Consider the following 23601-nt stretch of genomic DNA (forward strand, 5'->3'; position numbering starts at 1 on the left):
GCCAGGCCGAGCGCAGTGCTTGCATATCTCATCCGGCGGATCTTCGCCGTCATCGTCATGCTGTTGGTCATCTCGCTGGTGACCTTCGGAATCTTCTTCCTCTTCCCGAAGATGATCGGGACGGACCCGGCCCTGTACTTCGTCGGCAAGCAGTCCGACCCCAACGCCATCGAGGGCATCCGGCAGAAGATGGGTCTCGACGACCCGATCCTCGTCCAGTTCGGCAAGTTCGTCGTCGGGCTGGTGGCGGGTCGTACGTACGCCAACGGCAACGACGTCACGCAATGCGCCGCGCCCTGCTTCGGCTACTCCTTCAAGACCGAGCAGGAGGTGTGGCCGCTGCTGACCGACTGGCTGCCCGTCACCCTCTCGCTCGCCGCCGGTGCCGTCGTGCTCTGGGTGATCGGCGGTGTCGCCGCCGGCGTCATCTCCGCCCTCAAGCGCGGTACCGTCCTGGACCGTTCGGCGATGGGCCTCGCCCTCGCCGGCGTCTCCCTCCCCATCTACTTCACCGGCATGCTCGCCATCGCCCTCTTCTCCGACCAGCTCGGCTGGTTCGGACGGCCGGAGAAGACCTTCGCGGAGGACCCGGGCGCCTGGTTCAACGGCATGGTCCTGCCGTGGATCTCGCTCGCCTTCCTCTACGCGGCGATGTACGCGCGACTCACCCGCGCGACCATGCTGGAAGTGCTCAACGAGGACTACATCCGCACCGCGCGCGCCAAGGGACTGACGGAACCCGTCGTCATCGGCAAGCACGCGATGCGCTCCACCATGACGCCGATCCTGACCGTCCTGGGCCTCGACCTGGGCGCGCTGATGGGCGGCGCGGTCCTCACCGAGTACACCTTCTCGCTGCACGGCCTCGGCTACAGCGCCGTCCGCGCCATCAGCGAGCACGATCTGCCGGTCATTCTCGGCATCACCCTGATCTCCGCCTTCTTCGTCGTCGCGGCCAACCTCGTCGTCGACCTCCTGTACGCGGTGATCGACCCCCGAGTGAGGCTGTCATGACCGATTCGACGACGCCCGCCGTGACGGGCGCACCCTCCGCCGCGCTGAACGAGCCCGTCGCCTCCGGCGCGCCCGGTACCGCGTTCCTCGACGTACGCGACCTCAAGGTGCACTTCCCCACGGAAGACGGCCTGGTCAAGTCCGTGGACGGACTCTCCTTCACGCTGGAGAAGGGCAAGACCCTCGGCATCGTCGGCGAGTCCGGCTCCGGCAAGTCGGTGACCTCGCTGGGCATCATGGGCCTGCACCGCGTCGGCCAGTACGGCCGCCAGCGGGCCCGGATCTCCGGCGAGATCTGGCTCGACGGCAAGGAGCTGCTCTCCAGCCCCGAGGAAGAGGTCCGCAAGCTGCGCGGCCGGGAGATCGCGATGATCTTCCAGGACCCGTTGTCGGCCATGCACCCCTACTTCACCGTGGGCAAGCAGATCGCCGAGGCCTACCGGGTCCACCACAAGGCCGACAAGAAGGCCGCCCGCAAGCGGGCCGTCGAGCTCCTCGACCGCGTGGGCATCCCCGAGCCGCACAAGCGGGTCGACAGCTACCCGCACGAGTTCTCCGGCGGCATGCGCCAGCGCGCGATGATCGCGATGGCGCTGGTCAACAACCCCGAACTGCTCATCGCGGACGAGCCCACCACCGCCCTCGACGTCACCGTCCAGGCGCAGATCCTCGACCTGATCCGGGACCTGCAGAAGGAGTTCGGCTCCGCGGTCATCATGATCACGCACGACCTCGGCGTGGTCGCCGAGATGGCCGACGACCTCCTCGTGATGTACGGCGGCCGGTGCGTGGAGCGGGGCAGCGCGGAGAAGGTGTTCTACGAACCCCGCCACCCCTACACCTGGGGCCTGCTCGGCTCGATGCCGCGCATCGACCGGGAGCAGACCGAACGCCTCATCCCGGTCAAGGGCTCGCCGCCCAGCCTGATCAACATCCCGAGCGGCTGCGCCTTCAACCCCCGGTGCCCGTACGCCGACCTGCCCAAGGGCGATGTCACGCGGACCGTACGGCCCGAGCTGTCCCTGATCGACACGTCCGCGGAGGGCGCCGGCCGGCACTGGGCCGCCTGCCACCTCTCCCCGGAGCAGCGGGACCGGATCTGGACCGAAGAGATTGCGCCGAAGCTGTGACCGACATGAGCAAGAACGAGACGGCCGTCCTCCCGGCCCAGGCGGTGGACTCCCCGGAGCCGCTGCTGCGGGTGAGCGGACTGGTCAAGCACTTCCCCATCTCCAAGGGGCTGCTGCGCCGCCAGGTCGGGGCTGTGAAGGCCGTCGACGGCATCGACTTCGAGGTCTATCCCGGTGAGACCCTCGGCATCGTCGGCGAGTCCGGCTGCGGCAAGTCGACCATGGGCCGGCTGATCACCCGGCTGCTCGAACCGAGCGGCGGAAAGATCGAGTTCGAGGGCAAGGACATCACGCACCTGAGCGTGTCCGGCATGCGCCCGATGCGCCGCGACGTGCAGATGATCTTCCAGGACCCCTACGGCTCGCTGAACCCGCGGCACACCGTCGGCACCATCATCAGCGCCCCGTTCAAGCTCCAGGGAGTCGAGCCCGAGGGGGGTCTCAAGGCGGAGGTCCAGCGCCTCCTCTCCCTGGTGGGCCTCAACCCGGAGCACTACAACCGCTACCCGCACGAGTTCTCCGGCGGCCAGCGCCAGCGCATCGGCATCGCCCGCGCGCTGGCCCTGAAGCCGAAGCTCGTCGTGGCGGACGAGCCGGTCTCGGCCCTGGACGTCTCCATCCAGGCCCAGGTGGTGAACCTGCTGGACGACCTCCAGGAGGAGCTCGGCCTCACCTACGTGATCATCGCCCACGACCTGTCGGTCATCCGGCACGTCTCGGACCGGATCGCGGTCATGTACCTCGGCAAGATCGTCGAGCTCGCGGACAACAAGTCCCTGTACTCGGCGCCGATGCACCCGTACACCACGGCCCTGATGTCGGCCGTCCCGGTGCCGGACCCGCGCCGGCGCGGGGCCAAGAGCGGCCGCATCCTGCTCAAGGGCGACGTCCCCTCGCCGATCTCCCCGCCCTCCGGCTGCCGGTTCCACACCCGGTGCTGGAAGGCGACCCAGATCTGCACCACGCAGGAACCCCCGCTCCTCGCCCTGAAGACGGGCCACCAGGTGGCCTGCCACCACCCGGAGAACGCCCCGGACCAGGCCCCGGGCGACCCGGCGCTGCCGGGCGCGGCGGACGCCGTGGCGGAGCCGACGGCCTGACGGACGGGCTGACGTACGCCGGCGGGGGCAGAACCAGCCCCGCCGGCGCCCTGCGGCCCGTGCCGGCGGACTGCTCGCGGTGCCGCCGGGCAAAATCAGCCCCGCCGGCGTTTGAGGCGCGGGGGTTCGGGGGCGGAGCCCCTGACGGCTGCGCCGCACCCGGCACACGGTCCGCGGCCCCACGGGTGCAGCCCCGACCCGGCAGGGCCCGCCGCCCCCTCGGAGCCGTGGCCGCGCCACACACGTTCGGGCACGCCGCAGGCGACCGGCAGAATGAAGCCGTGATCCACGATCTTTTCCCGCCCGGAGTCCAGCACGCCCTGGACCTCATGGGCATCTTCGTCTTCGCCACGGCCGGCGCCCTGCTCGCCGTCCGCAAGAACTTCGACGTCTTCGGCATCGTCGTCCTCGCGCTCGTCACCGCCCTCGGCGGCGGCCTGTTCCGCGACATCGTCATCGGGGCCACCCCGGCCGCCGCCTTCAGCGATCTCGGGTTCTTCGTCACCCCGCTGATCGCCGCCGCGTGCGTCTTCTTCCTGCACCCCGAGGTCCAGCGGATCAACCGCGCCATCAACGTCTTCGACGCGGCCGGCCTCGGACTCTTCTGCGTGACGGGCACGACCAAGGCGTACGAGTACGGCCTCGGCCTCACCGCCTCCGCCGCGCTCGGCGTCGCGACCGCCGTCGGCGGCGGCGTCCTGCGCGACGTCCTCGTCAACGAGGTCCCCTCGCTGCTGCGCGACCGCGAGATGTACGCCGTACCGGCCCTCATCGGCTCCACGATGGTGGCGCTCTTCATCAGCTTCGACCACCTGAACGCCGTCACGACGGCCCTGGCGATCGTCACCACCTTCGTCCTGCGGCTGCTGGCCATGCACTTCCACCTGCGGGCGCCCCTCGCCTGGAACCGCCGCTCGTCGGTGGCGGAGGAGCCGTAGCGGGCGCCACAGCCAGGAAAGCTACCGCTTAGTAGCGGCCAGGTGTACGGTCGTTCCATGTCACACGCAGCTGCCAAGGCCTCCATCGGCGACAGCGAGTTCGACCGCGACACCGCCGTCACCGCCCGTGCGGGCGAGCCCGGGGTGTACGACGCGGAACTCTCCGCCGGGTGGACGATCATCACCGCCGTCAACGGCGGCTACCTCCTGGCCCTCCTCGGCCGCGCCCTGTCGTCGGCCCTGCCGCACCCGGACCCCTTCACGGTCTCCGCGCACTACCTGACCTCCTCGGTTCCCGGCCCCGCCGTGATCCGCACCGAGGTCGTACGGGTCGGCCGCACGCTCTCCACCGGACAGGCCTCCCTGTTCCAGTTCGACGAGAACGGCGCCGAGATCGAGCGGATCCGCGTCCTGGCCTCCTACGGGGACCTCGCGGCGCTCCCCGACTCCGTCCACACCACGGCCCTCCCGCCCGTCATCCCCGCCTACGAGGACTGCCTCGGCCCCGAGGCCGGCCCGGCCCCCATCCCCGGCAGCTCGGCGATCGTGGACCGGCTCCGGCTGCGCCTCGACCCGGCGACCGCAGGCTGGGCCGTCGGACAGCCCTCCGGCAAGGGGGAGATGCGGGCCTGGTTCGAGCTCGCGGACGGCCGCGACGCGGACCCCTTCTCCCTCCTCCTCGCGGTCGACGGGCTCCCGCCGACCTCCTTCGACCTCGGGCTCCTCGGCTGGACCCCGACGGTCGAACTCACCACCCACATCCGGCACCGCCCCGCGCCCGGCCCGCTCCGGGTGTCGATCACCACGCGGAACCTGGCGGGTGGCTTCCTGGAGGAGGACGCGGAGGTCTGGGACTCGGCGGACCGTCTGGTGGCGCAGTCCCGCCAACTGGCGAGCGCCCCGCGGGTAGTGGCCCCCAAGCCTTCCTGACGCACCGCTCGCACCGCTGCGCGGGCTTCGCGCCGCTGCGCCGGACTCCGTCCGGCGGTGGCCGGTCGGCGCTGCCGCCCCTGCCGCCTGGGGCGCGGGCCCGGTGGGCGGGTGCGGTTGGCTCGGCCCTGCGGGGCGGAGTCCCCTACCCGCCCTTCCACCGTTCCCCGGGCGCTGCCCGGACCCCGGTCCTCAAGCGCCGGACGGGCTGGAGGGGGGTTCCGGGCTGCGCCCGGACCCCCTGGGGCTCCGCCCCAGACCCCGGTCCTCAAACGCCGGACGGCTGGGTTTTCCAGCCCCTCCGGCGTTTGAGGACCGGGGGTGCGGGGGCTGGCCCCCGGAACGGCGCCGCACGCGGCAACGGGTCCGGGGCGGAGCTCCGGGGAACGGGCGAAGGGCGGGTAGGGGAGCTCCGGCCCGCGCAGCGGCCACGCAGGGCGCCGGCACAGAGCTCCCGGCCCGGCCCGGCCCAGCCGGAACGGCGAGCCGCCGCCAGACCCGTGGCTCGGCTTCGGCCACGACCGGAGCGGCGGGCCGGCCGCCAGGGCAGGGGCTTCGTTGGAGGGGGATGGGTACCCGCTGGGGGAGCAGGGGTGTGGGGGACTCGTAGAATCGGGGGATCATGGCCTACCTCGACCACGCCGCCACCACCCCGATGCTGCCGGAGGCCGCTGCGGCGATGACCGCGCAGTTCGCCGTCACGGGCAACGCGTCCTCCCTGCACGCCGCCGGCCGCCGCGCCCGCCGCACCGTCGAGGAGGCCCGCGAGGCCCTCGCCGACGCACTCGGGGCCCGTCCGAGCGAGGTGGTCTTCACCGCCGGCGGCACGGAAGCCGACAACCTCGCCGTCAAGGGGCTCTACTGGGCCCGGCGGGACCAAGACCCGACCCGGACCCGGGTGCTCGCCAGCCCCGTGGAACACCACGCCGTCCTCGACGCCGTGCACTGGCTCGCCGAGCACGAGGGCGCGCAGGTCGAGTACCTGCCGGTGGACCGCTACGGGCGCGTGCACCCCGAGGCCTTCCGCGAGGCGATCGAGCGGGGCCCCGACGACATCGCCCTCGCCACCGTCATGTGGGCCAACAATGAGATCGGCACCGTCATGCCGGTCGCCGAACTGGCCGCCGTGGCAGCCGAGTTCGGCATTCCGCTGCACTCCGACGCCGTCCAGGCCTTCGGCCAGCTCGACGTCCGCTTCGGCGACAGCGGACTCGCCGCCATGACCGTGAGCGGCCACAAGGTCGGCGGACCGTACGGGATCGGCGCGCTGCTGCTCGGCCGCGACCAGAGCCCCGTACCCGTGCTGCACGGCGGTGGCCAGGAGCGGCACGTCCGCTCCGGCACCCTCGACGTCCCGGCCATCGCCGCCTTCGCGGTGGCCGCCGTCCTCGCCGCCGAGCGGCGCGAACGGTTCGCCACCGAGATCGGCGCCCTGCGCGACCGGCTCGTCGCCGCCGTGCTCCGCGAGGTCCCCGACGCCGTCCTGGGCGGCGACCCGGCCGGCCGGCTCCCCGCCAACGCCCACTTCAGCTTCCCCGGCTGCGAGGGGGACTCCCTGCTGCTCCTGCTCGACGCCCAGGGCATCGAGTGCTCCACCGGCTCCGCCTGCACGGCCGGAGTGGCGCAGCCCAGCCACGTGCTGCTCGCCACCGGCACCGACCCGCGGCTGGCCCGGGGCACCCTGCGCTTCTCCCTCGGCCACACCTCCACGCAGGCGGACGTGGACGCGGTCGCCGCCGCCATCGGCCCGGCCGTGGCCCGCGCCCGCACGGCCGGACTGAGCTGACCGGACCCGCTACTCGCGCAGCGAGCCGTCGAGGTCACGGATGAGCTGACCCACGCGCCCGCCCCCGGCCGGGGCGGGCGGCAGCCGGACGAGCACCGCGGAGACCGCCGCCGGCGGCGGCGGTGCGGAGCCGTCCGCCCGCTCCTCCGCCCGCTCCTCCGCCCGCTTCTCCGCCCGCTTCTCCGCCCGCTCCTCCGCCCGCTCCTCCGCCCGCTCCTCCGCCCGCTCCTCCGCCAGTTCCTCCGCCCGGGCCGCGTGCGCGGCCGCGCCGAGCACGTGCTTGACCTGATGGGCGCTGGCCCTGGGGTGGAGGAACGCGGCCGCCGCGGCGTGGCTCGCCGCCCGGGCGGCGTCCGCCGCGGCGGACGGAGCGCCTTCCCGAGCCTCCTGCGCCGCCTGTGCCTCCTGCGCCGCCTTGTACGCCGCCCATGCGCTCCGCCGCAGCGCGGCCGTGCGCCGGCCGCCTCCGGCGAAGGCCTCCGCCGCCTCGACGGCTTCGCGGGGGCGGGGGTCCGCGGGCAGGGCCCGTTCGAAGAGCGGCAGGACCCTGCGGGCGCAGGCGGCCGCGTACCCCGTGATCTCGCGCAGTTCGTCCATGCTCAGCTCGATCGCGGCGGGGCCGCCCCGCGGGTCCGTGTCCATGCCCCCATCGTCCTCAGTCATGCCCCCATCGTCCTCGTCCCGGCGCCCGGGTCAGGCGCGCAGGGCCTCGCCGGTCAGGCGGAGGTACCGGTCCCAGTCCCAGTGGCGGCCCGGGTCCGTGTGGTCGGCTCCGGGGACCTCGGAGTGGCCGACGAAGTGTTTGCGGTCGGCGGGTATGCCGTACCGGCGGCAGATGTCGGCGGCGAGCCGCGCCGAAGCCCCGTACATCGCGTCGGTGAAGTCCTTCGGCCGGTCCACGAAGCCGACGTGCTCGATGCCGATGCTGCGCTCGTTCATGGAGCGGCTGCCCGAGTGGAAGGCGACGTCGAGCTCGCGCACCATCTGCTCGATGTGGCCGTCCTGGCCGACGATGTAGTGGGCCGAGGCCCGGTGGAAGGGATTCTTGAAGGCGTCCACCGAGGACTTGAAGCCGCCCTGGGTGACATGCACCACGATCCGGTCCACCCGGTAGTCGGCGGGCCGGTCCGCCAGCCGCCAGTTCGCCGGGGAGGCCGCCGTCCAGGAGGCTCCCGCGTGGTCCAGCTCGCCGTCCTTCCGCGGCTTGGACACCCCCGGCACCAGCCACCAGGCCCGCTCGACCTCCTCGCGCCCGGCGACCGCCGCGGCAGCCACCACCCCGAGCCCGCCCAGCAGCAGGGCCCTGCGGCTCCGCCCGGGCCGCCCCTTGTTCCCCGTACCGCCCTTGTCGCCCTTGCTCCCCATGGTGATCCACCCCCTGCCACCCAGAACGCGCTGTGACCCCGCGCGGTTCCCCCGTACCCTGGACGGGCTATGACTGAGAACCTGCCGAGCGTCCCCCGCCCCCTCCGCGTCCTGGCCGCCATGTCCGGCGGAGTGGACTCCGCCGTCGCCGCCGCCCGCGCCGTCGAAGCCGGGCACGACGTGACCGGCGTCCACCTCGCCCTCTCCGCGAACCCGCAGTCCTTCCGGACCGGTGCCCGCGGCTGCTGCACCATCGAGGACTCCCGCGACGCCCGCCGCGCCGCCGACGTCATCGGCATCCCGTTCTACGTCTGGGACCTCGCCGAGCGCTTCCGTGAGGACGTCGTCGAGGACTTCATCTCCGAGTACGAGGCCGGGCGCACCCCGAACCCCTGCCTGCGCTGCAACGAGAAGATCAAGTTCGCCGCGCTCCTGGACAAGGCCCTCGCCCTCGGCTTCGACGCCGTCTGCACCGGCCACTACGCCACCGTCGTCCTGAACGAGGACGGCACCCGCGAGCTGCACCGCGCCTCCGACATGGCCAAGGACCAGTCGTACGTCCTCGGCGTGCTCGACGAGAAGCAGCTCGCGCACGCCCTCTTCCCGCTCGGTGACACCCTCACCACCAAGGAAGAGATCCGCGCCGAGGCCGAGGAGCGGGGCCTGGCCGTCGCGAAGAAGCCCGACAGCCACGACATCTGCTTCATCGCCGACGGCGACACCCAGGGCTTCCTGGCGAACCGTCTCGGCAAGGCCGAGGGCGACATCGTCGACGAGGCCACCGGCGAGAAGGTCGGCACCCACGAGGGCGCCTTCGGCTTCACCATCGGCCAGCGCAAGGGCCTGCGGATCGGCCACCCGGCCCCCGACGGCAAGCCGCGCTACGTCCTCGACATCTCCCCGGTGAACAACACCGTCACGGTGGGACCGGTGGAGGCCCTCGACGTCACCGCCCTCACCGCGATCCGCCCCCGCTGGTGCGGCTCCACCGCCGCCGCCCCGGGCACGTACACCGCGCAGCTGCGCGCCCACGGCGGCGAGACCGAGGTCTTCGCCGAGCTGGTGGAGGGCGAACTGCGCGTCCGCTTCGCCGAGCCGGTCCGCGGCGTGGCCCCCGGCCAGGCGATCGTCCTCTACGACGGCACCCGCGTGGTCGGCTCCGCCACGATCTCCGCGACCACCCGGGCCACCGCGGCCGTCTAGAGCCTCCGGGGCCCGCGGGTCAGGCCGGTCCGCGGGTCGGGCCGGCCCGCGGGTCAGGCCACCGTCAGGACGATCTTGCCGGTGGTCCGGCCCAGCTCGCCGATCTCGTGGGCCTTCGCGGCCTCGGCGAGGGGCAGCACCGTGTCGACGACCGGCCGCAGCTTCCCCTCCTCCACCAGGGCCGCGACGGCCCTGAGCCCCGCGTAGTCGGGCTCGACCAGGGTCCAGCCGGTGTGGAAGGCCTCTGCCTCCGCCGGGACCTCGTCGGGACCGTTGAGGGTGATCAGGTGGCCGCCGGGGCGCAGGACCTTCAGCGAGCGGGTCCCGTAGTCGCCGCCGATGGCGTCGATCACCACGTCGACCTCCGCCACCGCGTCCTCGAAGGCGGTGGTCCGGTAGTCGATCACCTCGTCGGCGCCCAGGGAGCGGACGAGCTCGTGCTTGGGGGCGCTCGCGGTGCCGATCACGTACGCCCCGAGCGCCTTGGCGATCTGGACGGCGAAGTGCCCCACGCCGCCCGCCGCCGCGTGCACCAGGACCCGCTGCCCCGGCCGCAGGCCGGCGGTGTCGGTCAGCGCCTGCCAGGCCGTGAGCGCGGCCAGCGGGAGCGCGGCCGCCTGGACGTGGTCGATCGAGGCGGGCTTGCGGCTGAAGTGCCGGGCCGGGGCCGTCACGTACTCGGCGTAGGCGCCCGCCTGGTACGGGAAGCGGGGCATGCCGAAGACCTCGTCGCCCGGCTGGAACAGGGTCACGCCCAGGCCGACGGCCTCCACCGTGCCGGAGACGTCCCAGCCGACGGCCGGGACGGGCCCCCAGGGGATGAGGGCGCCGGAGGCCCGGGTCTTCCAGTCCACCGGGTTCACCCCGGCCGCGTGGACCCGTACCAGGACCTCGCCCATGCCCGGCTCCGGCCGGTCCAGCTCGGTCTCGGTGAGTACCTCGGGTCCGCCCCACTGGCTGACGACGATGGCGCGCATGAATGTCTCCCTGATCCGCAGTGACCTGCCGGTTTCCCCGGCCGATGGCACCAGCTTGGCCCGGCGCCGACCCGCGTGGTGATGGCCGTATGGCCACCCTGTGACAGAATCTGGCCATGCACCGTGTAGCCGTACTCGCCCTGGAGGGCGTCGCCCCGTTCGAGCTCGGCATGCCCTCGCGGGTCTTCGGGAACGCCCGCGGCCCGGGCGGGAGCTTCCTGTACGAGGTCACCGTCTGCACCCCGGACGGCCGGCCCGTGCAGAGCGACGCCGGGTTCAGCATCGGTGTCAGCGCCGGGCCGGAGGCCCTGGAGGCGGCCGACACCGTGATCATCCCGCCCACCCACTGCCTGCCCGGGCTGGTGCGCGGCGAGCCGCTGCCGCCGGCCCTCGCCGAGGCCCTCGCCCGGATCCGCCCCGGCACGCGCATCGTGTCGATCTGCACCGGCTCCGAGGTGCTCGCCGCCGCCGGGCTGCTCGACGGGCGGCCCGCCACCACCCACTGGGTCCACGCGCCGGAGTTCCGGCGGGCCTTCCCGAGGGTCGAGCTCGACGAGGACGTGCTCTTCGTGGACGACGGCGACATCCTGACCTCGGCCGGGGTGGCCGCCGGCATCGACCTCCTGCTCCACCTCGTCCGCGCCGACCACGGCAGCGCCGTCGCCAACCTCACCGCGCGGCTGTGCGTGGTCCCGCCGTGGCGCGACGGAGGGCAGGCCCAGTACATCGTGCGACCCGTCCCCGACCCCACGATCGCCACCACCACCGCCACCCGGGCCTGGGCCCTGGAGCGCCTCACCGAGCCGATCACCCTCGCCGAGCTGGCCGCCCACGCCCGGATGAGCCTGCGCACCTTCACCCGCCGCTTCCGCGACGAGGTCGGCATGACCCCCGTGCAGTGGCTCACCGGCCAACGCCTGGAACTGGCACGCCACTTGCTGGAGTCCAGCGACCTCCCCGTCGACCTGGTCGCCCACCGCTCCGGCTTCGGCTCCGCGAACTCGCTGCGCCAGCACATGCGTTCTGCGCTGGGCATCTCCCCGATCGCCTACCGGCGCACCTTCCAGCCCAACTCCTCTGCTGTTGCACACCATTGATGCACCGTCAGGACATCGGCATACTGCGTGGCCCTGCACTCTTCTTCTCAGGGGGAACCACGTGCGCAACCACCACGCCAGGGCGAGGGCGGCCGCGATCGCGGCCGCCGCAGCCCTCGCGCTCGCGGCGGGGCTGACCACCCCGGCCGCTGCGGCGCCCGGCACCGACTTGTCAGGAACGCGGTCCGAGACCGCCCCGTCAGCGACGCGGTCCGCGACCACCCGCGTCACCCTCGTCACCGGCGACCGCGTCGTCCTCGCCGCCGACGGCAGACCCGTCTCCCTCGAACGCGCCGCCGGCCGCGCCCGCATACCGTTCTCGGTGCACACCGAGAACGGACGCACCAGCGTCGTTCCGTACGACGCCCAGCCGCTGCTCCGCGCCGGGAAGCTCGACCCGCGGCTGTTCGACGTCACCGAGCTGAGCCGCCCCGAGTACCGGACCGGCCCCTCCGCCCGCCTCCAGCTGATCATCGGCTACGAGGGCCCCGCCACCGCCGCCCGGTCCGCGCTGCGGGCCGCCGGCGGAGTCGAGGTCACCCGCTCCTACCCCACCCTCGACGCCGAGGCCGTCAGCGCGGCCCCCGGGGAGGCCGCGGCCCTCTGGGAGGCGCTCACCGACCCCCTCGCCGACCCCGGGCGGGCCGCCGTCGGCCGTTCCGCGGCCCCGGGCATCGCCGCGGTCTGGCTCGACGCCGTCCACACCGCCACCCTGGACCGGAGCACCCGGCAGATCGGCGCGGACAAGGCCTGGGCCGCCGGGTACGACGGCACCGGCGTGAAGATCGCCGTGCTCGACACCGGCATCGACTCCACCCACGCCGACCTCGCCGGCCAGGTCGTCGCCGAACAGAACTTCTCCGCCTCCGCGGACACCGTGGACCGGGCCGGGCACGGCACCCACGTCGCCTCCATCGCCGCCGGTACGGGCGCCCGCTCGGGAGGAACCTTCAAGGGCGTCGCCCCCGGGGCGAAGCTCCTGAACGGCAAGGTCCTGGGCGACCGCGGCAGCGGCCGCACCTCCGGGATCCTCGCCGGCATGGAATGGGCGGTCGCCCAGGGCGCCGACATCGTCAACCTCAGCCTCGGCGGCCCCGACACCCCGCAGACCGACCCGCTCGAAGCGGCCGTCGACCGGCTCAGCGCCACCGGTGTCCTGTTCACCGTGTCGGCGGGCAACTCCGGCCGCCGCGGCCCCGGTTCCGTCAACTCCCCGGGCGGTGCCGACGCGGCGCTCACCGTGGGCGCCGTCGACGACACCGAGGTCCTCGCCCCCTTCTCCTCGACCGGCCCGCGCCCCGTCGACGGCGCGGTCAAGCCGGACGTCACCGCCCCCGGCGTCGACATCACCGCGGCCGCGGCCCCCGGCAGCCTCCTCGTCCGCGAGAACGGAGAGGGCCCGGCGGGCCACCTGACCCTCTCCGGCACCTCCATGGCGGCCCCGCACGCCGCGGGGGCCGCCGCCCTGCTCAAGCAGCGCCACCCGCAGTGGAAGGGCGCCGAGCTCAAGGGGGCACTGACCGGCTCCGCCGAGGGCGGCGCGTACACCCCGTACCAGCAGGGCACCGGGCGGATCGCCGTCGGCGCCGCGCTGGGCCAGAGCGTGGTCGCCCAGGAGCCGTCGCTGGCCTTCGGGACCCAGCGCTGGCCGCACGGCGACGACACCCCGCAGACCCGCACGATCACCTACCGCAACCTCGCCGCCGCCCCCGTCACCCTCGACCTCGCCGTCACCGCCTCCGGCCCCGACGGCAAGCCCGCGCCCGAGGGCTTCTTCACCCTCGGCGACCGGCGGCTGACCGTCCCGGCGGGCGGCACCGCGCAGACCTCGCTGACCGTGGACACCCGCCTCGGCGGCACGGCCGACGGCATCTACAGCGCGTACACGACGGCCCGCGCCGAGGGGCAGAGCGTGCGCACCGGAGCCGTCGTCGAACGCGAGGTCGAGTCCTACGATCTGACGCTGCGCCACACCGGCCGCGACGGCCTGCCGGCCGCCGGCCACTCCACCACCGTCCAGGGCGTCCGGGGCGGCGCGCCGGCCCGCCGCTTCGACGCGTACGACCCCTCCGGCACCGCCACCCTGCGCGTCCCCAAGGGCGGTTACCTGCTCGACAGCGTGATCACGGCCGACCCGCTCGACGCCACCCTGGGGGCCGACTGGATCGCCCAGCCGCGCCTCGACGTCACCGCCGACACCACGGTCGACCTCGACGCCCGCACCACCCGGCCGGTGGACATCACGGTGCCCTCGAAGACGGCGACGGCCGGGTTCGTGGCGCCCTCCTACACGCTGCGCGAGGCGGGAGCCGAGTACGCCTTCGGCTTCTGGCTCGAATCGCTCACCGGCTTCCGCAGCCGCCAGCTCGGCCCGGCCCCCGCCGCCGGCACCCTCGGCCAGCAGTGGGACGTGCACTGGACGGACGGCCCGGACGCCGAGTACCACGCCGTCCTGGGCGGCCCCGTGGCCGAGCTCGCCACCGGCTACACCCGCCACCTGAAGCCCCGGGACCTGGCGACCCTCAAGGTGGGCATGGGTGCCTCCGCCCCCGGCAAGGACGGCCTGCTGACGGCCGCCGGCAACCTCCCCGGCAGCCTGGGCTCCACCACCACCTCGGTCCCGCGGCCCCTGCCCACCACGACCTCGGTGTACGTGACCACCGGCGACGGCGTGACCTGGGACCTCACCTTCACCCAGATCTCCGGCCGCGAGGGCGAGGGCCTGCCGGTGGAGGAGGCGGCGTACGCGGCGCAGAGCGGCCGCACGTTCACCGGCGGCCGGACCTACCACGAGCGCTTCGCCGCCCCGGTCCTCGCCCCGCGCGTGGACGCCGACCACGGGATCGTGCGCGACGGCGCCACCATCAGCGGCACCGTGCCGCTGCTGGCGGACGGCGCGAACCACGCGGGCGGCTTCCACGAGGCCACCGGCAGCACCGTCCTGCGCCGGGACGGGGCGGAAGCGGGCCGCAGCGACGCCCCGCTCGACCGGAGCGACCCGTTCACGGTCCCGGCGGGCGACGCGGCGTACGAGCTGACCACCACCACGCGCCTGCGCCCCGGGCTCTCCGGCACCTCCACGGAGGTCGCGGCGACCTGGTGGTTCCGCTCGAAGGAGACGGCCGGACCGACGGCCCTGCCGGTCTCGGTGGTCCGCTTCGGCGCCCGTACGGGGCTCGACGGCACCCTGCCCGCCGGCCGCACCGCCACCTTCCCGGTGACCGTGCAGGGACCGGCCGCCGCGCACCCGCGGTCCCTGCGGGCCGAGGTCTCCTACGACGAGGGCCGCACCTGGCGGCCGCTGCGGATCCGGGACGGCGAGGTCTCCGTGCGCACCCCGGCCGCGGGCGGCACCGTCTCCCTGCGCGGCACCGTCACCGACCGCTCGGGCAACAGGGCGGAGGTGACCGTCCTGCGGGCCTACCTCGCGGGCTGACTCCCGGCCGACCCCACCGCCGATGACCCCGGAAGTAATCGCTTCCGGGGCCACCGGCGGGCAGGATCGGACCAACAAGCCGATCCCGCAGGGAAGTAGAGGCCCGAGATGACCGCCTACGCCATCGCCCACATACGCCCCGAGAGCATGAACGAGGACGTCCTGCGCTACATCGAGGAGATCCAGGCCACCATGGACCCCTTCCAGGGCCGCTTCCTCGTCCACGGCAGGGAGGTCGAGGTCAAGGAGGGCAGCTGGCCGGGGACGGTCGTCATGATCGGCTTCCCGGACCTGGAGGGCGCCCGCGCCTGGTACGCCTCGCCCGCCTACCAGGCCCTGATCCCGCTCCGCGCGGACCACATCGCGGGCGACATCATCCTGGTCGACGGCGTCCCCGCGGACTACGACGCCTCGAAGACGGCAGCCGCCCTCCGCGAAGCGGCAGGCCTCTGACGATGGCGAACCGCGCCACCTTCCTCGTCGACCGCCGGCGCTACCGGTCCTCCTTCGGCGCGGTCGGCCTGGACCTCGACCTCCTCGCCGGGCCGCGGGCGTTCGTGCCGTTCGCCGAGGACCACACGGAAGCGGACGGCTCCTCCTGGTACGACGACGACATGTGCGAGGCCGGTGCGCTCGTCGACACGGAAGCGAAGGTCCTGCTGCTGTTCGCCTGGGAAGGCGTCTTCGCCTCCACGCGCACCCGGGCGGCGGCCTTCGAACTGCTGCGGCACGCCTGGCCGGGCTGGCGGGTGCGATGGCTCTACGACGGCCAGCGCGGCCTGCGCGCGTACGTCGGCGCGGAGCCCTGCCGGTATCCGGGCCGGGTGGACATCAGCCCGGTGGTGGAGCCGGGTGATCCGGACCTCGCCGAGCCCGACCCGTCGGTGCTGGTCGTCACGGTGGGCGGGCGCTGCCACGTGCTGGGGATGGTCGGCGACCACCCCGTGGACGAGGGCCCGGCCCTGCTGGAGCGGCTGGCGGGCGAGCCGGCGCACGCGGGGTACGCGGGTGCCTGCGAGGGCGGGGTCCACGTGGATCCGCGGCTGCGGCGCGTGGGGTGGTGGCACACCACCCGGCAGCCGGGACTGGCGGAGGTGGGCGAGCTGTGGCCGGGGTGGACCGTGGAGTTCTGGGAGGACCGCTGGGCGGAGCACGTGCGGCGGGCTCCGGTGCTGGACGTGCGGGAGCCGGACCGGGTGGCGGCCCTGGCGGAGGTCCGCGACGCAGCGCTGGCCCGCTGGGCCGGAGCCCGCCGCGACGTCCGCGCGGCGGTCCGCGACGCCGCCCCCCGGGCCCTGATCGGCGGGGGCCTGGCCCCGGCGCTCGCGGCCGGCTCTGCGGCAGAGGCCCGCGAGGTGATCATCGGGGCGCACGCCGCGACCCTTTGACCTTTCGCCCCGGCCCGGTGGCCCGCCTTTGCCCCCGTCCCCCGACCGCATCCGTGGCCGGGGGGCCGGAGGGCCGGGGAGGGGTGCGAGCATGGGCGGCATGGCTACTCACCTCATCACCGGCGCCGGCTCGGGCATCGGTGCCGCCGTCGCGGACCGCCTGCACGCCCGCGGCGATGACCTCGTCCTCCTCGCCCGCGACGCCGCCCGCGCCCGGCAGCTCACCGACCGCTACCCGGGATCGAGCGCGCTCGTCGGAGACCTCGCCGACCCCGACCGGCTGTCGTGGGCCTTCTCCAAGCAGGCGATCCCCGAGCGGATCGACTCGCTGCTCCACATCGCCGGCATCGTGGACCTCGGCCCGGTGGGGGAGCTGCGCCCCAAGACCTGGCACCAGCAGCTCAACGTCAACCTGATCGCCCCCGCCGAGGTGACCCGGCTGCTGCTGCCGACCCTGCGCGCCTCGCACGCCACCGTCGTCTTCGTGAACTCCGGCGCCGGGCTCGCCGCCCACGCCGACTGGAGCGCGTACGCCGCCTCCAAGCACGGGCTGAAGGCGCTGGCCGACTCGCTCCGCGCGGAGGAGAAGGAGAACGGCATCCGCGTCACCTCCGTCTACCCCGGCCGCACCGCCACCCCCATGCAGGCCAAGGTCCGCTCCCAGGAGGGCGAGTCCTACGACGCCGCCGACTGGATCGACCCCGAGTCCGTGGCGACCACCATCGTGATGGCCGTCGACCTGCCCCGCGACGCCGTGGTCAGCGACCTCACCGTCAGGCCCGGCCGATGAGCACGAGCCCCGCCGGCGGGGCCACCGGAGTCGGCTCGCTCCCCGGTGGCGACGCCCGGGAGGCCGCCAAGACCGCCACCGGCTCCTTCGAGGAGTTCCCGTACCTCCCCGAGCTGCCCGCACGGGGGCCGGGCGCGGACATGATCGGCCGTTCCCTCGGGCTGCTCGTGGACATGTACGCGCACGTCGAGCCCAGCGGCTGGCGGATCAGCGACCGCCCCGGCCGCGACAGCAAGCGGGCCCGCTCCTGGCTCGGCGAGGACCTCGACGCCCTGGAGGAGTTCACCCAGGGGTACCGGGGCCGGCTCAAGGTCCAGGCCGTCGGTCCGTGGACCCTGGCCTCCGCCCTGGAAATGCACGGCGGCGAGGCCCTCCTCCAGGACCCGGGCGCCTGCCGGGACCTGGCCGGGTCCCTCGCGGAAGGCGTGCGCGAGCACCTGGCCGACGTACGCAAGCGGATCCCCGGCGCCGAGATCGTCCTCCAGTACGACGAGCCCTCGCTCACCGCGGTCCTGCTCGGCCGGGTCCGCTCCGCCAGCGGCTACCGCACGTACCGCGCCGTCGACCGGCAGGTCGTCGAGGGGACGCTCCGCGAGCTGTTCGCCGTCCACGACGGGGAGGTGATCGTCCACTCCTGCGCCCCCGAGGTGCCCTTCGGGCTGCTGCGGCGCGCCGGGGTCTCGGGCGTGTCGTTCGATTTCTCGCTGCTCACCGAGCGCGAGGATGACGCCATCGGGGAAGCCGTCGAAGCCGGTACGAAACTCTTCGCCGGAGTGGTGCCGGGGACCGACGGCCCGTTGTCGGACCCGGGCGGTAGCGTCATGGGTGTCAGGAAGCTCTGGCGCAGGCTGGGGCTGTCCCCGGGGACTCTGGCGGAGTCCGTGGTGGTCACCCCGGCGTGCGGTCTGGCGGGCGCTTCGCCCGCCTACGCACGGGCGGTTCAGGCGCACTGCGTCAGGGCGGCGAGGTCGCTCGCCGACAACCCTGAGTGATGGATCGAGACGGGTCACGGGAGGACACGGCATGGCAGCCGAACAGAAGCAGGGCAGCGAATCGACCGTACCGGCGGCGGTGCGCGAGCAGCACGCGCTGATCGCCGAGCAGGTCGAGGAGCACCGCTTCCGGTACTACGTGAACGACCAGCCGGTCGTCAGCGACGCCGAGTTCGACCAGCTGCTGCGCTCGCTGGAGGCCCTGGAGGAGCAGCACCCGGAGCTGCGCACGCCCGATTCGCCCACCCAGAAGGTGGCCGGGGCGTACGAGACGGACTTCGCCTCCGTCGAGCACCGCGAGCGGATGCTCTCCCTGGACAACGCCTTCGACGACGAGGAACTGGCGGCCTGGGCCGAGCGCGTGGCCCGGGACGCGGGCACCTCCGACTACCACTACCTCTGCGAGCTGAAGGTGGACGGCCTCGCCGTCAACCTCACCTACGAGAACGGCCGCCTGACCCGCGCCGCCACCCGCGGCGACGGCCGCACGGGCGAGGACATCACGCCCAACGTCCGCACCATCGCCGACGTCCCGGACCGGCTGAAGGGCGACCGGATCCCCGCCCTGGTCGAGATCCGCGGCGAGGTCTACTTCCCGATGGAGAAGTTCGAGGAGCTCAACGCCCGGCTCGTCGAGGCCGAGGGCAAGCCCTTCGCCAACCCGCGCAACGCGGCGGCCGGTTCGCTGCGCCAGAAGGACCCGAAGGTCACCGCCAGCCGCCCGCTGCACATGGTCGTGCACGGCATCGGCGCCCGGGAGGGCTTCGAGATCGAGAACCAGTCGCAGGCCTACGCGCTGCTGCACGAGTGGGGCCTGCCCACCGCCCAGCACAACAAGGTGGTCTCCACGCTCGCCGAGGTCCGGGAGTTCGTCGCGTACTTCGGCGAGAACCGCCACTCGGTGGAGCACGAGATCGACGGGGTCGTCGTCAAGCTCGACGAGATCGCCCTCCAGGGCCGCCTCGGCTCCACCGCGCGCGCCCCGCGCTGGGCCATCGCGTGGAAGTACGCCCCCGAGGAGGTCAACTCCAAGCTGATCGACATCAAGGTCGGCGTGGGCCGCACCGGGCGCGTGACCCCGTACGCCCAGGTGGAGCCGGTCACGGTGGCGGGCTCCGAGGTGGAGTTCGCGACCCTGCACAACCAGGAGGTCGTCAAGGCCAAGGGCGTGCTCATCGGGGACACCGTCGTCCTGCGCAAGGCCGGCGACGTCATCCCCGAGATCCTCGGGCCGGTGGTGGACCTGCGCGACGGCAGCGAGCGGGAGTTCGTCATGCCGGCAGAGTGCCCCGCGTGCGGGACGGCGCTGCGCCCCATGAAGGAGGGGGACATCGACGTCCGGTGCCCCAACGCCCAGTCCTGCCCGGCCCAGTTGCGCGAGCGGATCTTCTACCTGGCCGGCCGCCAGAGCCTGGACATCGAGAACTTCGGCATGGTCGCGGCGGCCGCCCTGACCGGGCCGCTGGAGCCGGCCGTCCCCCCGCTCCTCGACGAGGGCGACCTCTTCGACCTGACCATCGAGCAGCTGCTGCCGATCAAGGCCTACGTCCTCGACCCGGACAGCGGGCTGCCCAAGCGGGACCCGAAGACGGGCGAGGAGAAGATCGTCACGGTCTTCGCCAACCAGAAGGGCGAGCCGAAGAAGAACGCCCTGTCGATGCTGGAGAACATCGCGGCGGCCAGGAGCCGTCCGCTCGCCCGCGTCATCAACGGCCTGTCGATCCGCCACGTCGGCCCGGTCGCGGCCGAGGCCCTCGCCCGCCAGTTCCGGTCGATCGACGCGATCCGCAGCGCGACCGAGGAGGAACTGACGGCGGCGGAGGGCGTCGGCGCCATCATCGCCGCCTCCCTCAAGGAGTGGTTCGCCGAGCCCTGGCACGAGGAGATCCTGCGCAAGTGGGCCGCGGCCGGCGTCCGGATGGAGGAGGAAGGTTCCGGCGAGGAGGAGGGACCGCGCCCCCTGGAGGGGCTCACCGTCGTCGTCACCGGAACTTTGCAGAGCCACACGCGGGACGGCGCGAAGGAGGCCCTGCAGAGCCGCGGCGCCAAGGTCACCGGGTCCGTCTCGAAGAAGACCTCCTTCGTCGTGGTCGGCGACAACCCCGGCTCGAAGTACGACAAGGCAGTGCAGTTGAAGCTCTCCATCCTCGACGACGCCGGATTCGCGGTCCTGCTGGAAGAGGGCCCCGACGCGGCGCGCGAGGCCGCGCTCCCGCTGGACGGCGCCGCCGAAGCGGAGTAGCGAAGGCGAACGGATGCGTGGCGTGCGGCCGTACGAGCGGGCGCGCGCCGGGCGCGGCCGGCGGTGGCATCCGCCGGCCCGCGGCCGGTACCCGGCCCGTCCGAGGCCGGTACAAGGCTGGTGGCGGGCCCGCGGCCTGTCGGATCATCGGACGGGCGGTCGGGGGGTCCTGGTCCAAACTCACCCGTTCGGCGGATACCGTACTGATGAGGATGGCTGGGTCGTATTCGGGCAACCGCCGCCGACCGCTGCCCCTGGACGCCTCCCGCGTCCTACTGTTGAGGGGTGCGCCTGTCGTGCACGGCTGCTTGGCGCGCTTCCAGCCGTGATGGCATGACATCGGGGCCATCGCGTGGCATCGGCATCGCCGGCTGTGAGAGGGACGGGCATGAAACCCACCGAAAGCGCCGACCCGTCACGAGATTTCGGCGGGGAGTTCCCGTCCATGCGGACGGGCCGGCTCGGTGTCCTGGGTACCAGGGCACCGCAAACGCGACCGCTCGACACCGGAGCGGGCACGGGCCGGGCGGGCCGGAACACGGCGCTGCCCCTCGCCGTCGTGGGTCTCGCCGCCGTCGTCCTCGGCGCCGGCGTCATCACCGCACTGACCAGCCGTCACGCCCTGTTCCCCGGCGGCCCGGTCGGCTGGGCGCTCGCCCTGCTCACCGGCATCATCGTCGGCCACCTCGTCGCCCTCGGCCGCGACCGCTGGTGGGGCGGCACCGGATCCGGCGCGGCCCTCACCCTCGGCGTCCTCATCCTCTACGGATGGGTCCCCGCCGGCCTGGTCTCCCTCGCCGTGGTCTCCCTCGTCGGTGCCGCCCGCAGGCACCGCTGGCGCCAGGGCCTGCTGCACGGAGCCACCGACATCCTCGGCATCGGCGCGGGCGCCCTCGTCCTCGCCGCCTTCGGCGAGTCGCCCTCCGTCGAGGCCCCCTGGCGGCCCACCGGCTGGGGGATCGACGCGGTCCCCGAAGTCATCCTCGTCGCCCTCGCCTACCTCCTCGTCACCCGCATCCTGCTGTGGCTCGCCCTCGCCCCCAGCGGCGGGGGACTGCCCACCGTCGCCCGCACCGCACTGCTGCGCCAGGCCCTGGTCGCCGTCGCCCTCCTCGGCATCGCCCCGCTGATCTGCGTGGTCGCCGAATCGCAGCCGGTGCTGCTGCCGCTGTTCGCCGTACCGCTGATCGCCCTGGACTCCACGCTGTGGATCGCCCGCGCCCGCGCCGAGGAGCAGCTGAAGGACCCGCTCACCGGCCTGCCGAACCGGCAGTGGCTGCTGGAGCGCGCCTGGAGCGCGCTCGACCAGGCCGAACGCTCCGGCACCCGCGCGGCGCTCGTCCTGATCGACCTGGACCGCTTCCGCGCGGTCAACGACACCCTCGGCCACCTCGCCGGCGACCGCCTGCTCCTGCAGATCGCCGACCGGCTGCGCCAGGCCCTGCCCCCGGACGCCGAGGCGGCCCGGCTCGGCGGCGACGAGTTCGCCGTCCTCCTCCCCGTCGCCGACTCCACCACCAGCGCCCAGCGGATCGCCCGCAACCTGGTCGCCGAACTCAGCTCCCCCCTCGACCTCGACGGGCTGACCCTCGTCCTGGAGGCCAGCGCCGGCCTCGCCGTCTTCCCCGACCACGCGCTGGACGCGGAGGGACTGCTGCGCCGCGCCGACGTCGCCATGTACCAGGCGAAGCGGGACCGGACCGGGGTCGAGGTCTACGAGTCCAAGCGCGACAGCAACACCCCCGACCGGCTCGGCCTCCTCGGCGACCTGCGCCGGGCGCTGGACGCGGGCGAGGTGGAACTGCACTACCAGCCCAAGGTCCGGTTCGACGGCAAGGTGGCCGGGCTGGAAGCACTCGTGCGCTGGGTGCACCCCGAGCGCGGGCGGGTCCCCCCGGACGAGTTCATCGCGATCGCGGAGACCTCCGGCCTCATGCCGCACCTGACCGAGTACGTACTGGAGACCGCGCTCGCGCAGGTCGCCCGGTGGCGGGCCCAGGGCCTCAAGGTCCCGGTCGCCGTCAACGTCTCGCCGCGCGACGTCCACACCCCCGGCTTCGCGGGCGCCGTGGCCGCGCGCCTCGCCCGGCACGGGGTTCCGGCCAGCGGGCTCCAGCTGGAGATAACGGAACACGTCCTGCTGGAGGACCCGCAGCGGGCCGCCGACACCATGGCCGGGCTCACCGGACACGGCGTGAAGATGTCCCTGGACGACTTCGGCACCGGCTACTCCTCCCTCGTCCACCTGCGGCGGCTGCCGGTCAGCGAGCTGAAGATCGACCGCTCGTTCGTGGCCCGGCTCGCGGTGGACGCGCAGGACGCGGAGATCGTCCGCTGCACCGTGGACCTCGCCCACTCCCTCGGCCTGCTGGTCGTGGCGGAGGGCGTCGAGGACGACGAGACCTGGGAGCGCCTGCGCGACCTGGGCTGCGACGCCGTCCAGGGCTGGCTGGTCGCCGCCGCGATGCCTCCGCAGGAGGCGACGGCCTGGCTGCTGGCCCGCGGCGAGCGCGGCTGGCGCCGGCCGGCGGACATCACGGCGGAGCTCGCGGCGGAGGCGGCGTCCGCGGCGGCCGCGCAGCCGCAGTGAGGTATGTGGAGGCCCCGGCGGTGCACCGGCCCCGGCCGGGGGATCCGCCGTCGGTCTTCCTCGCGGGCGGGATCACGCACTGTCCGCCCTGGCAGTCGGCGGCTGCCGTGGCGCTGGCCGACTTCGTCGTGCTCAACCCGCGGCGGACGGACTTCGACGTCGCCGATCCGTCGCAGACGGACGTCCAGATCGCCTGGGAGTACCGGCACCTGCTGCTGGCCGATCTGACGCTGTTCTGGTTCCCGGCATGCGATGCGTCCCTGACAGTCCAGCCCATCACCCTGTACGAACTCGGCGCCGCCGCGGCCACCCCCGACCGCCGCCTGGTCGTGGGCGCCGACCCGGGCTACCCGCGGCGCGCGGACGTGGTCACGCAGCTGGGCCTGTCCCGCCCGGACCTCCAGGTCCACCGGACCCTGCCCGAAACGGTGTCCGCGGCCCGCGCCGAGCTCATCGGCCCAGCCTGACCCCAGCCCTGCGGGGCGGTGTCCCCTACCCGCCCTTCCACCGTTCCCCGGGCTCCGCCCGGACCCCGTACGTGCGCTCCGCGCCCGTGCCCTCAAACGCCGGGCGGGCTGGATGGATCCAGCCCCGCCGGCGTTTGAGGCGCGGGGTCTGGGGCG

General features: G+C 73.7%; 19 protein-coding genes. 16 read left to right on the forward strand and 3 right to left on the reverse strand.

The window, feature by feature from the left end; genetic code table 11:
* The first annotated feature begins 15 nt into the window (after nt 1–15).
* The 6 genes from NLX94_RS20190 to NLX94_RS20215 all read left to right on the forward strand — a co-directional run bounded on the left by NLX94_RS20190 (nt 16) and on the right by NLX94_RS20215 (nt 6898).
* Nucleotides 16–1014 carry an ABC transporter permease gene (locus NLX94_RS20190; protein ID WP_254384342.1) on the forward strand — a complete coding sequence of 333 codons (999 nt, stop codon included), beginning with the start codon at nt 16–18 and terminating at the stop codon, nt 1012–1014.
* Entirely contained in the window at nt 1011–2144 is a 1134-nt protein-coding gene (locus NLX94_RS20195; protein ID WP_254384343.1) for an ABC transporter ATP-binding protein, read from the forward strand. Before NLX94_RS20190 ends, NLX94_RS20195 begins: the two co-directional genes overlap by 4 nt.
* 5 nt (nt 2145–2149) lie before the next feature.
* Nucleotides 2150–3244: an ABC transporter ATP-binding protein gene (locus NLX94_RS20200; RefSeq protein ID WP_254384344.1), complete on the forward strand. Its 1095-nt coding sequence runs from the start codon at nt 2150–2152 to the stop codon at nt 3242–3244.
* A gap of 329 nt (nt 3245–3573) precedes the next feature.
* Nucleotides 3574–4182, forward strand: coding sequence for a trimeric intracellular cation channel family protein (locus NLX94_RS20205; protein ID WP_302170063.1), 609 nt, complete (start codon nt 3574–3576; stop codon nt 4180–4182).
* A 57-nt stretch (nt 4183–4239) separates the two neighbouring features.
* On the forward strand, nt 4240–5112 hold the full coding sequence (locus NLX94_RS20210) for a thioesterase family protein (protein ID WP_254384346.1): 873 nt from the start codon (nt 4240–4242) through the stop codon (nt 5110–5112).
* Between the two features lie 622 nt (nt 5113–5734).
* The gene (locus NLX94_RS20215) at nt 5735–6898 is read left to right on the forward strand and encodes a cysteine desulfurase family protein (protein WP_254384347.1); all 1164 of its coding nucleotides are present in this window, start codon (nt 5735–5737) and stop codon (nt 6896–6898) included.
* Between the two features lie 9 nt (nt 6899–6907).
* Here the strand turns inward: NLX94_RS20215 and NLX94_RS20220 are convergent, their stop codons facing one another.
* On the reverse strand, nt 6908–7561 hold the full coding sequence (locus tag NLX94_RS20220; protein WP_254384348.1) for a putative immunity protein: 654 nt from the start codon (nt 7559–7561) through the stop codon (nt 6908–6910).
* Between the two features lie 30 nt (nt 7562–7591).
* Nucleotides 7592–8263, reverse strand: a complete 672-nt coding sequence (locus NLX94_RS20225) for an N-acetylmuramoyl-L-alanine amidase (RefSeq protein ID WP_254384349.1) — start codon at nt 8261–8263, stop codon at nt 7592–7594.
* 69 nt (nt 8264–8332) lie between these two features.
* Between NLX94_RS20225 and mnmA the strand changes: the two genes are divergently transcribed.
* Nucleotides 8333–9466, forward strand: coding sequence for a tRNA 2-thiouridine(34) synthase MnmA (mnmA, locus tag NLX94_RS20230; RefSeq protein WP_254384350.1), 1134 nt, complete (start codon nt 8333–8335; stop codon nt 9464–9466).
* 53 nt (nt 9467–9519) lie between these two features.
* Here mnmA and NLX94_RS20235 read toward each other — a convergent pair whose 3' ends face one another.
* Entirely contained in the window at nt 9520–10443 is a 924-nt protein-coding gene (locus NLX94_RS20235) for an NADP-dependent oxidoreductase (RefSeq protein WP_254384351.1), read from the reverse strand.
* A 116-nt stretch (nt 10444–10559) separates the two neighbouring features.
* Between NLX94_RS20235 and NLX94_RS20240 the strand changes: the two genes are divergently transcribed.
* From NLX94_RS20240 to NLX94_RS20280, 9 genes are all read left to right on the forward strand, one after another.
* The gene (locus tag NLX94_RS20240) at nt 10560–11540 is read left to right on the forward strand and encodes a GlxA family transcriptional regulator (RefSeq protein ID WP_254384352.1); all 981 of its coding nucleotides are present in this window, start codon (nt 10560–10562) and stop codon (nt 11538–11540) included.
* Between the two features lie 61 nt (nt 11541–11601).
* A complete protein-coding gene (locus NLX94_RS20245; protein ID WP_254384353.1) occupies nt 11602–14976 on the forward strand; it encodes a S8 family serine peptidase in 3375 nt (1124 codons plus the stop codon).
* A gap of 108 nt (nt 14977–15084) precedes the next feature.
* Nucleotides 15085–15429 carry a DUF1330 domain-containing protein gene (locus tag NLX94_RS20250; RefSeq protein ID WP_254384354.1) on the forward strand — a complete coding sequence of 115 codons (345 nt, stop codon included), beginning with the start codon at nt 15085–15087 and terminating at the stop codon, nt 15427–15429.
* A gap of 2 nt (nt 15430–15431) precedes the next feature.
* A complete protein-coding gene (locus NLX94_RS20255) occupies nt 15432–16364 on the forward strand; it encodes a hypothetical protein (RefSeq protein WP_254384355.1) in 933 nt (310 codons plus the stop codon).
* A 100-nt stretch (nt 16365–16464) separates the two neighbouring features.
* Nucleotides 16465–17154 carry an SDR family oxidoreductase gene (locus NLX94_RS20260; RefSeq protein WP_254384356.1) on the forward strand — a complete coding sequence of 230 codons (690 nt, stop codon included), beginning with the start codon at nt 16465–16467 and terminating at the stop codon, nt 17152–17154.
* Nucleotides 17151–18146 carry a methionine synthase gene (locus NLX94_RS20265; RefSeq protein ID WP_254384357.1) on the forward strand — a complete coding sequence of 332 codons (996 nt, stop codon included), beginning with the start codon at nt 17151–17153 and terminating at the stop codon, nt 18144–18146. The genes NLX94_RS20260 and NLX94_RS20265 overlap by 4 nt, the downstream gene beginning before the upstream one ends.
* A gap of 31 nt (nt 18147–18177) precedes the next feature.
* On the forward strand, nt 18178–20388 hold the full coding sequence (gene ligA, locus NLX94_RS20270) for an NAD-dependent DNA ligase LigA (RefSeq protein WP_254384358.1): 2211 nt from the start codon (nt 18178–18180) through the stop codon (nt 20386–20388).
* Between the two features lie 388 nt (nt 20389–20776).
* On the forward strand, nt 20777–22978 hold the full coding sequence (locus NLX94_RS20275; RefSeq protein WP_254384359.1) for a bifunctional diguanylate cyclase/phosphodiesterase: 2202 nt from the start codon (nt 20777–20779) through the stop codon (nt 22976–22978).
* A 20-nt stretch (nt 22979–22998) separates the two neighbouring features.
* Nucleotides 22999–23445: a nucleoside 2-deoxyribosyltransferase domain-containing protein gene (locus tag NLX94_RS20280; protein ID WP_254384360.1), complete on the forward strand. Its 447-nt coding sequence runs from the start codon at nt 22999–23001 to the stop codon at nt 23443–23445.
* Nucleotides 23446–23601 lie beyond the last annotated feature (156 nt).

It is taken from the genome of Streptomyces sp. TBY4 (genome assembly GCF_024213195.1).
GTDB lineage: Bacteria > Actinomycetota > Actinomycetes > Streptomycetales > Streptomycetaceae > Streptomyces.

What these genes read in the sequence shown, in the direction of transcription:
- mnmA (WP_254384350.1), top strand. Translation starts at nt 8,333, where the DNA reads ATGACTGAGAACCTGCCGAGCGTCCCCCGCCCCCTCCGCGTCCTGGCC.
- NLX94_RS20235 (WP_254384351.1), bottom strand. Translation starts at nt 10,443, where the DNA reads ATGCGCGCCATCGTCGTCAGCCAGTGGGGCGGACCCGAGGTACTCACC.
- NLX94_RS20260 (WP_254384356.1), top strand. Translation starts at nt 16,465, where the DNA reads ATGGCTACTCACCTCATCACCGGCGCCGGCTCGGGCATCGGTGCCGCC.
- NLX94_RS20250 (WP_254384354.1), top strand. Translation starts at nt 15,085, where the DNA reads ATGACCGCCTACGCCATCGCCCACATACGCCCCGAGAGCATGAACGAG.
- NLX94_RS20195 (WP_254384343.1), top strand. Translation starts at nt 1,011, where the DNA reads ATGACCGATTCGACGACGCCCGCCGTGACGGGCGCACCCTCCGCCGCG.
- ligA (WP_254384358.1), top strand. Translation starts at nt 18,178, where the DNA reads ATGGCAGCCGAACAGAAGCAGGGCAGCGAATCGACCGTACCGGCGGCG.
- NLX94_RS20220 (WP_254384348.1), bottom strand. Translation starts at nt 7,561, where the DNA reads ATGACTGAGGACGATGGGGGCATGGACACGGACCCGCGGGGCGGCCCC.
- NLX94_RS20210 (WP_254384346.1), top strand. Translation starts at nt 4,240, where the DNA reads ATGTCACACGCAGCTGCCAAGGCCTCCATCGGCGACAGCGAGTTCGAC.
- NLX94_RS20200 (WP_254384344.1), top strand. Translation starts at nt 2,150, where the DNA reads ATGAGCAAGAACGAGACGGCCGTCCTCCCGGCCCAGGCGGTGGACTCC.
- NLX94_RS20275 (WP_254384359.1), top strand. Translation starts at nt 20,777, where the DNA reads ATGAAACCCACCGAAAGCGCCGACCCGTCACGAGATTTCGGCGGGGAG.
- NLX94_RS20205 (WP_302170063.1), top strand. Translation starts at nt 3,574, where the DNA reads ATGGGCATCTTCGTCTTCGCCACGGCCGGCGCCCTGCTCGCCGTCCGC.
- NLX94_RS20265 (WP_254384357.1), top strand. Translation starts at nt 17,151, where the DNA reads ATGAGCACGAGCCCCGCCGGCGGGGCCACCGGAGTCGGCTCGCTCCCC.
- NLX94_RS20240 (WP_254384352.1), top strand. Translation starts at nt 10,560, where the DNA reads ATGCACCGTGTAGCCGTACTCGCCCTGGAGGGCGTCGCCCCGTTCGAG.
- NLX94_RS20255 (WP_254384355.1), top strand. Translation starts at nt 15,432, where the DNA reads ATGGCGAACCGCGCCACCTTCCTCGTCGACCGCCGGCGCTACCGGTCC.
- NLX94_RS20215 (WP_254384347.1), top strand. Translation starts at nt 5,735, where the DNA reads ATGGCCTACCTCGACCACGCCGCCACCACCCCGATGCTGCCGGAGGCC.
- NLX94_RS20225 (WP_254384349.1), bottom strand. Translation starts at nt 8,263, where the DNA reads ATGGGGAGCAAGGGCGACAAGGGCGGTACGGGGAACAAGGGGCGGCCC.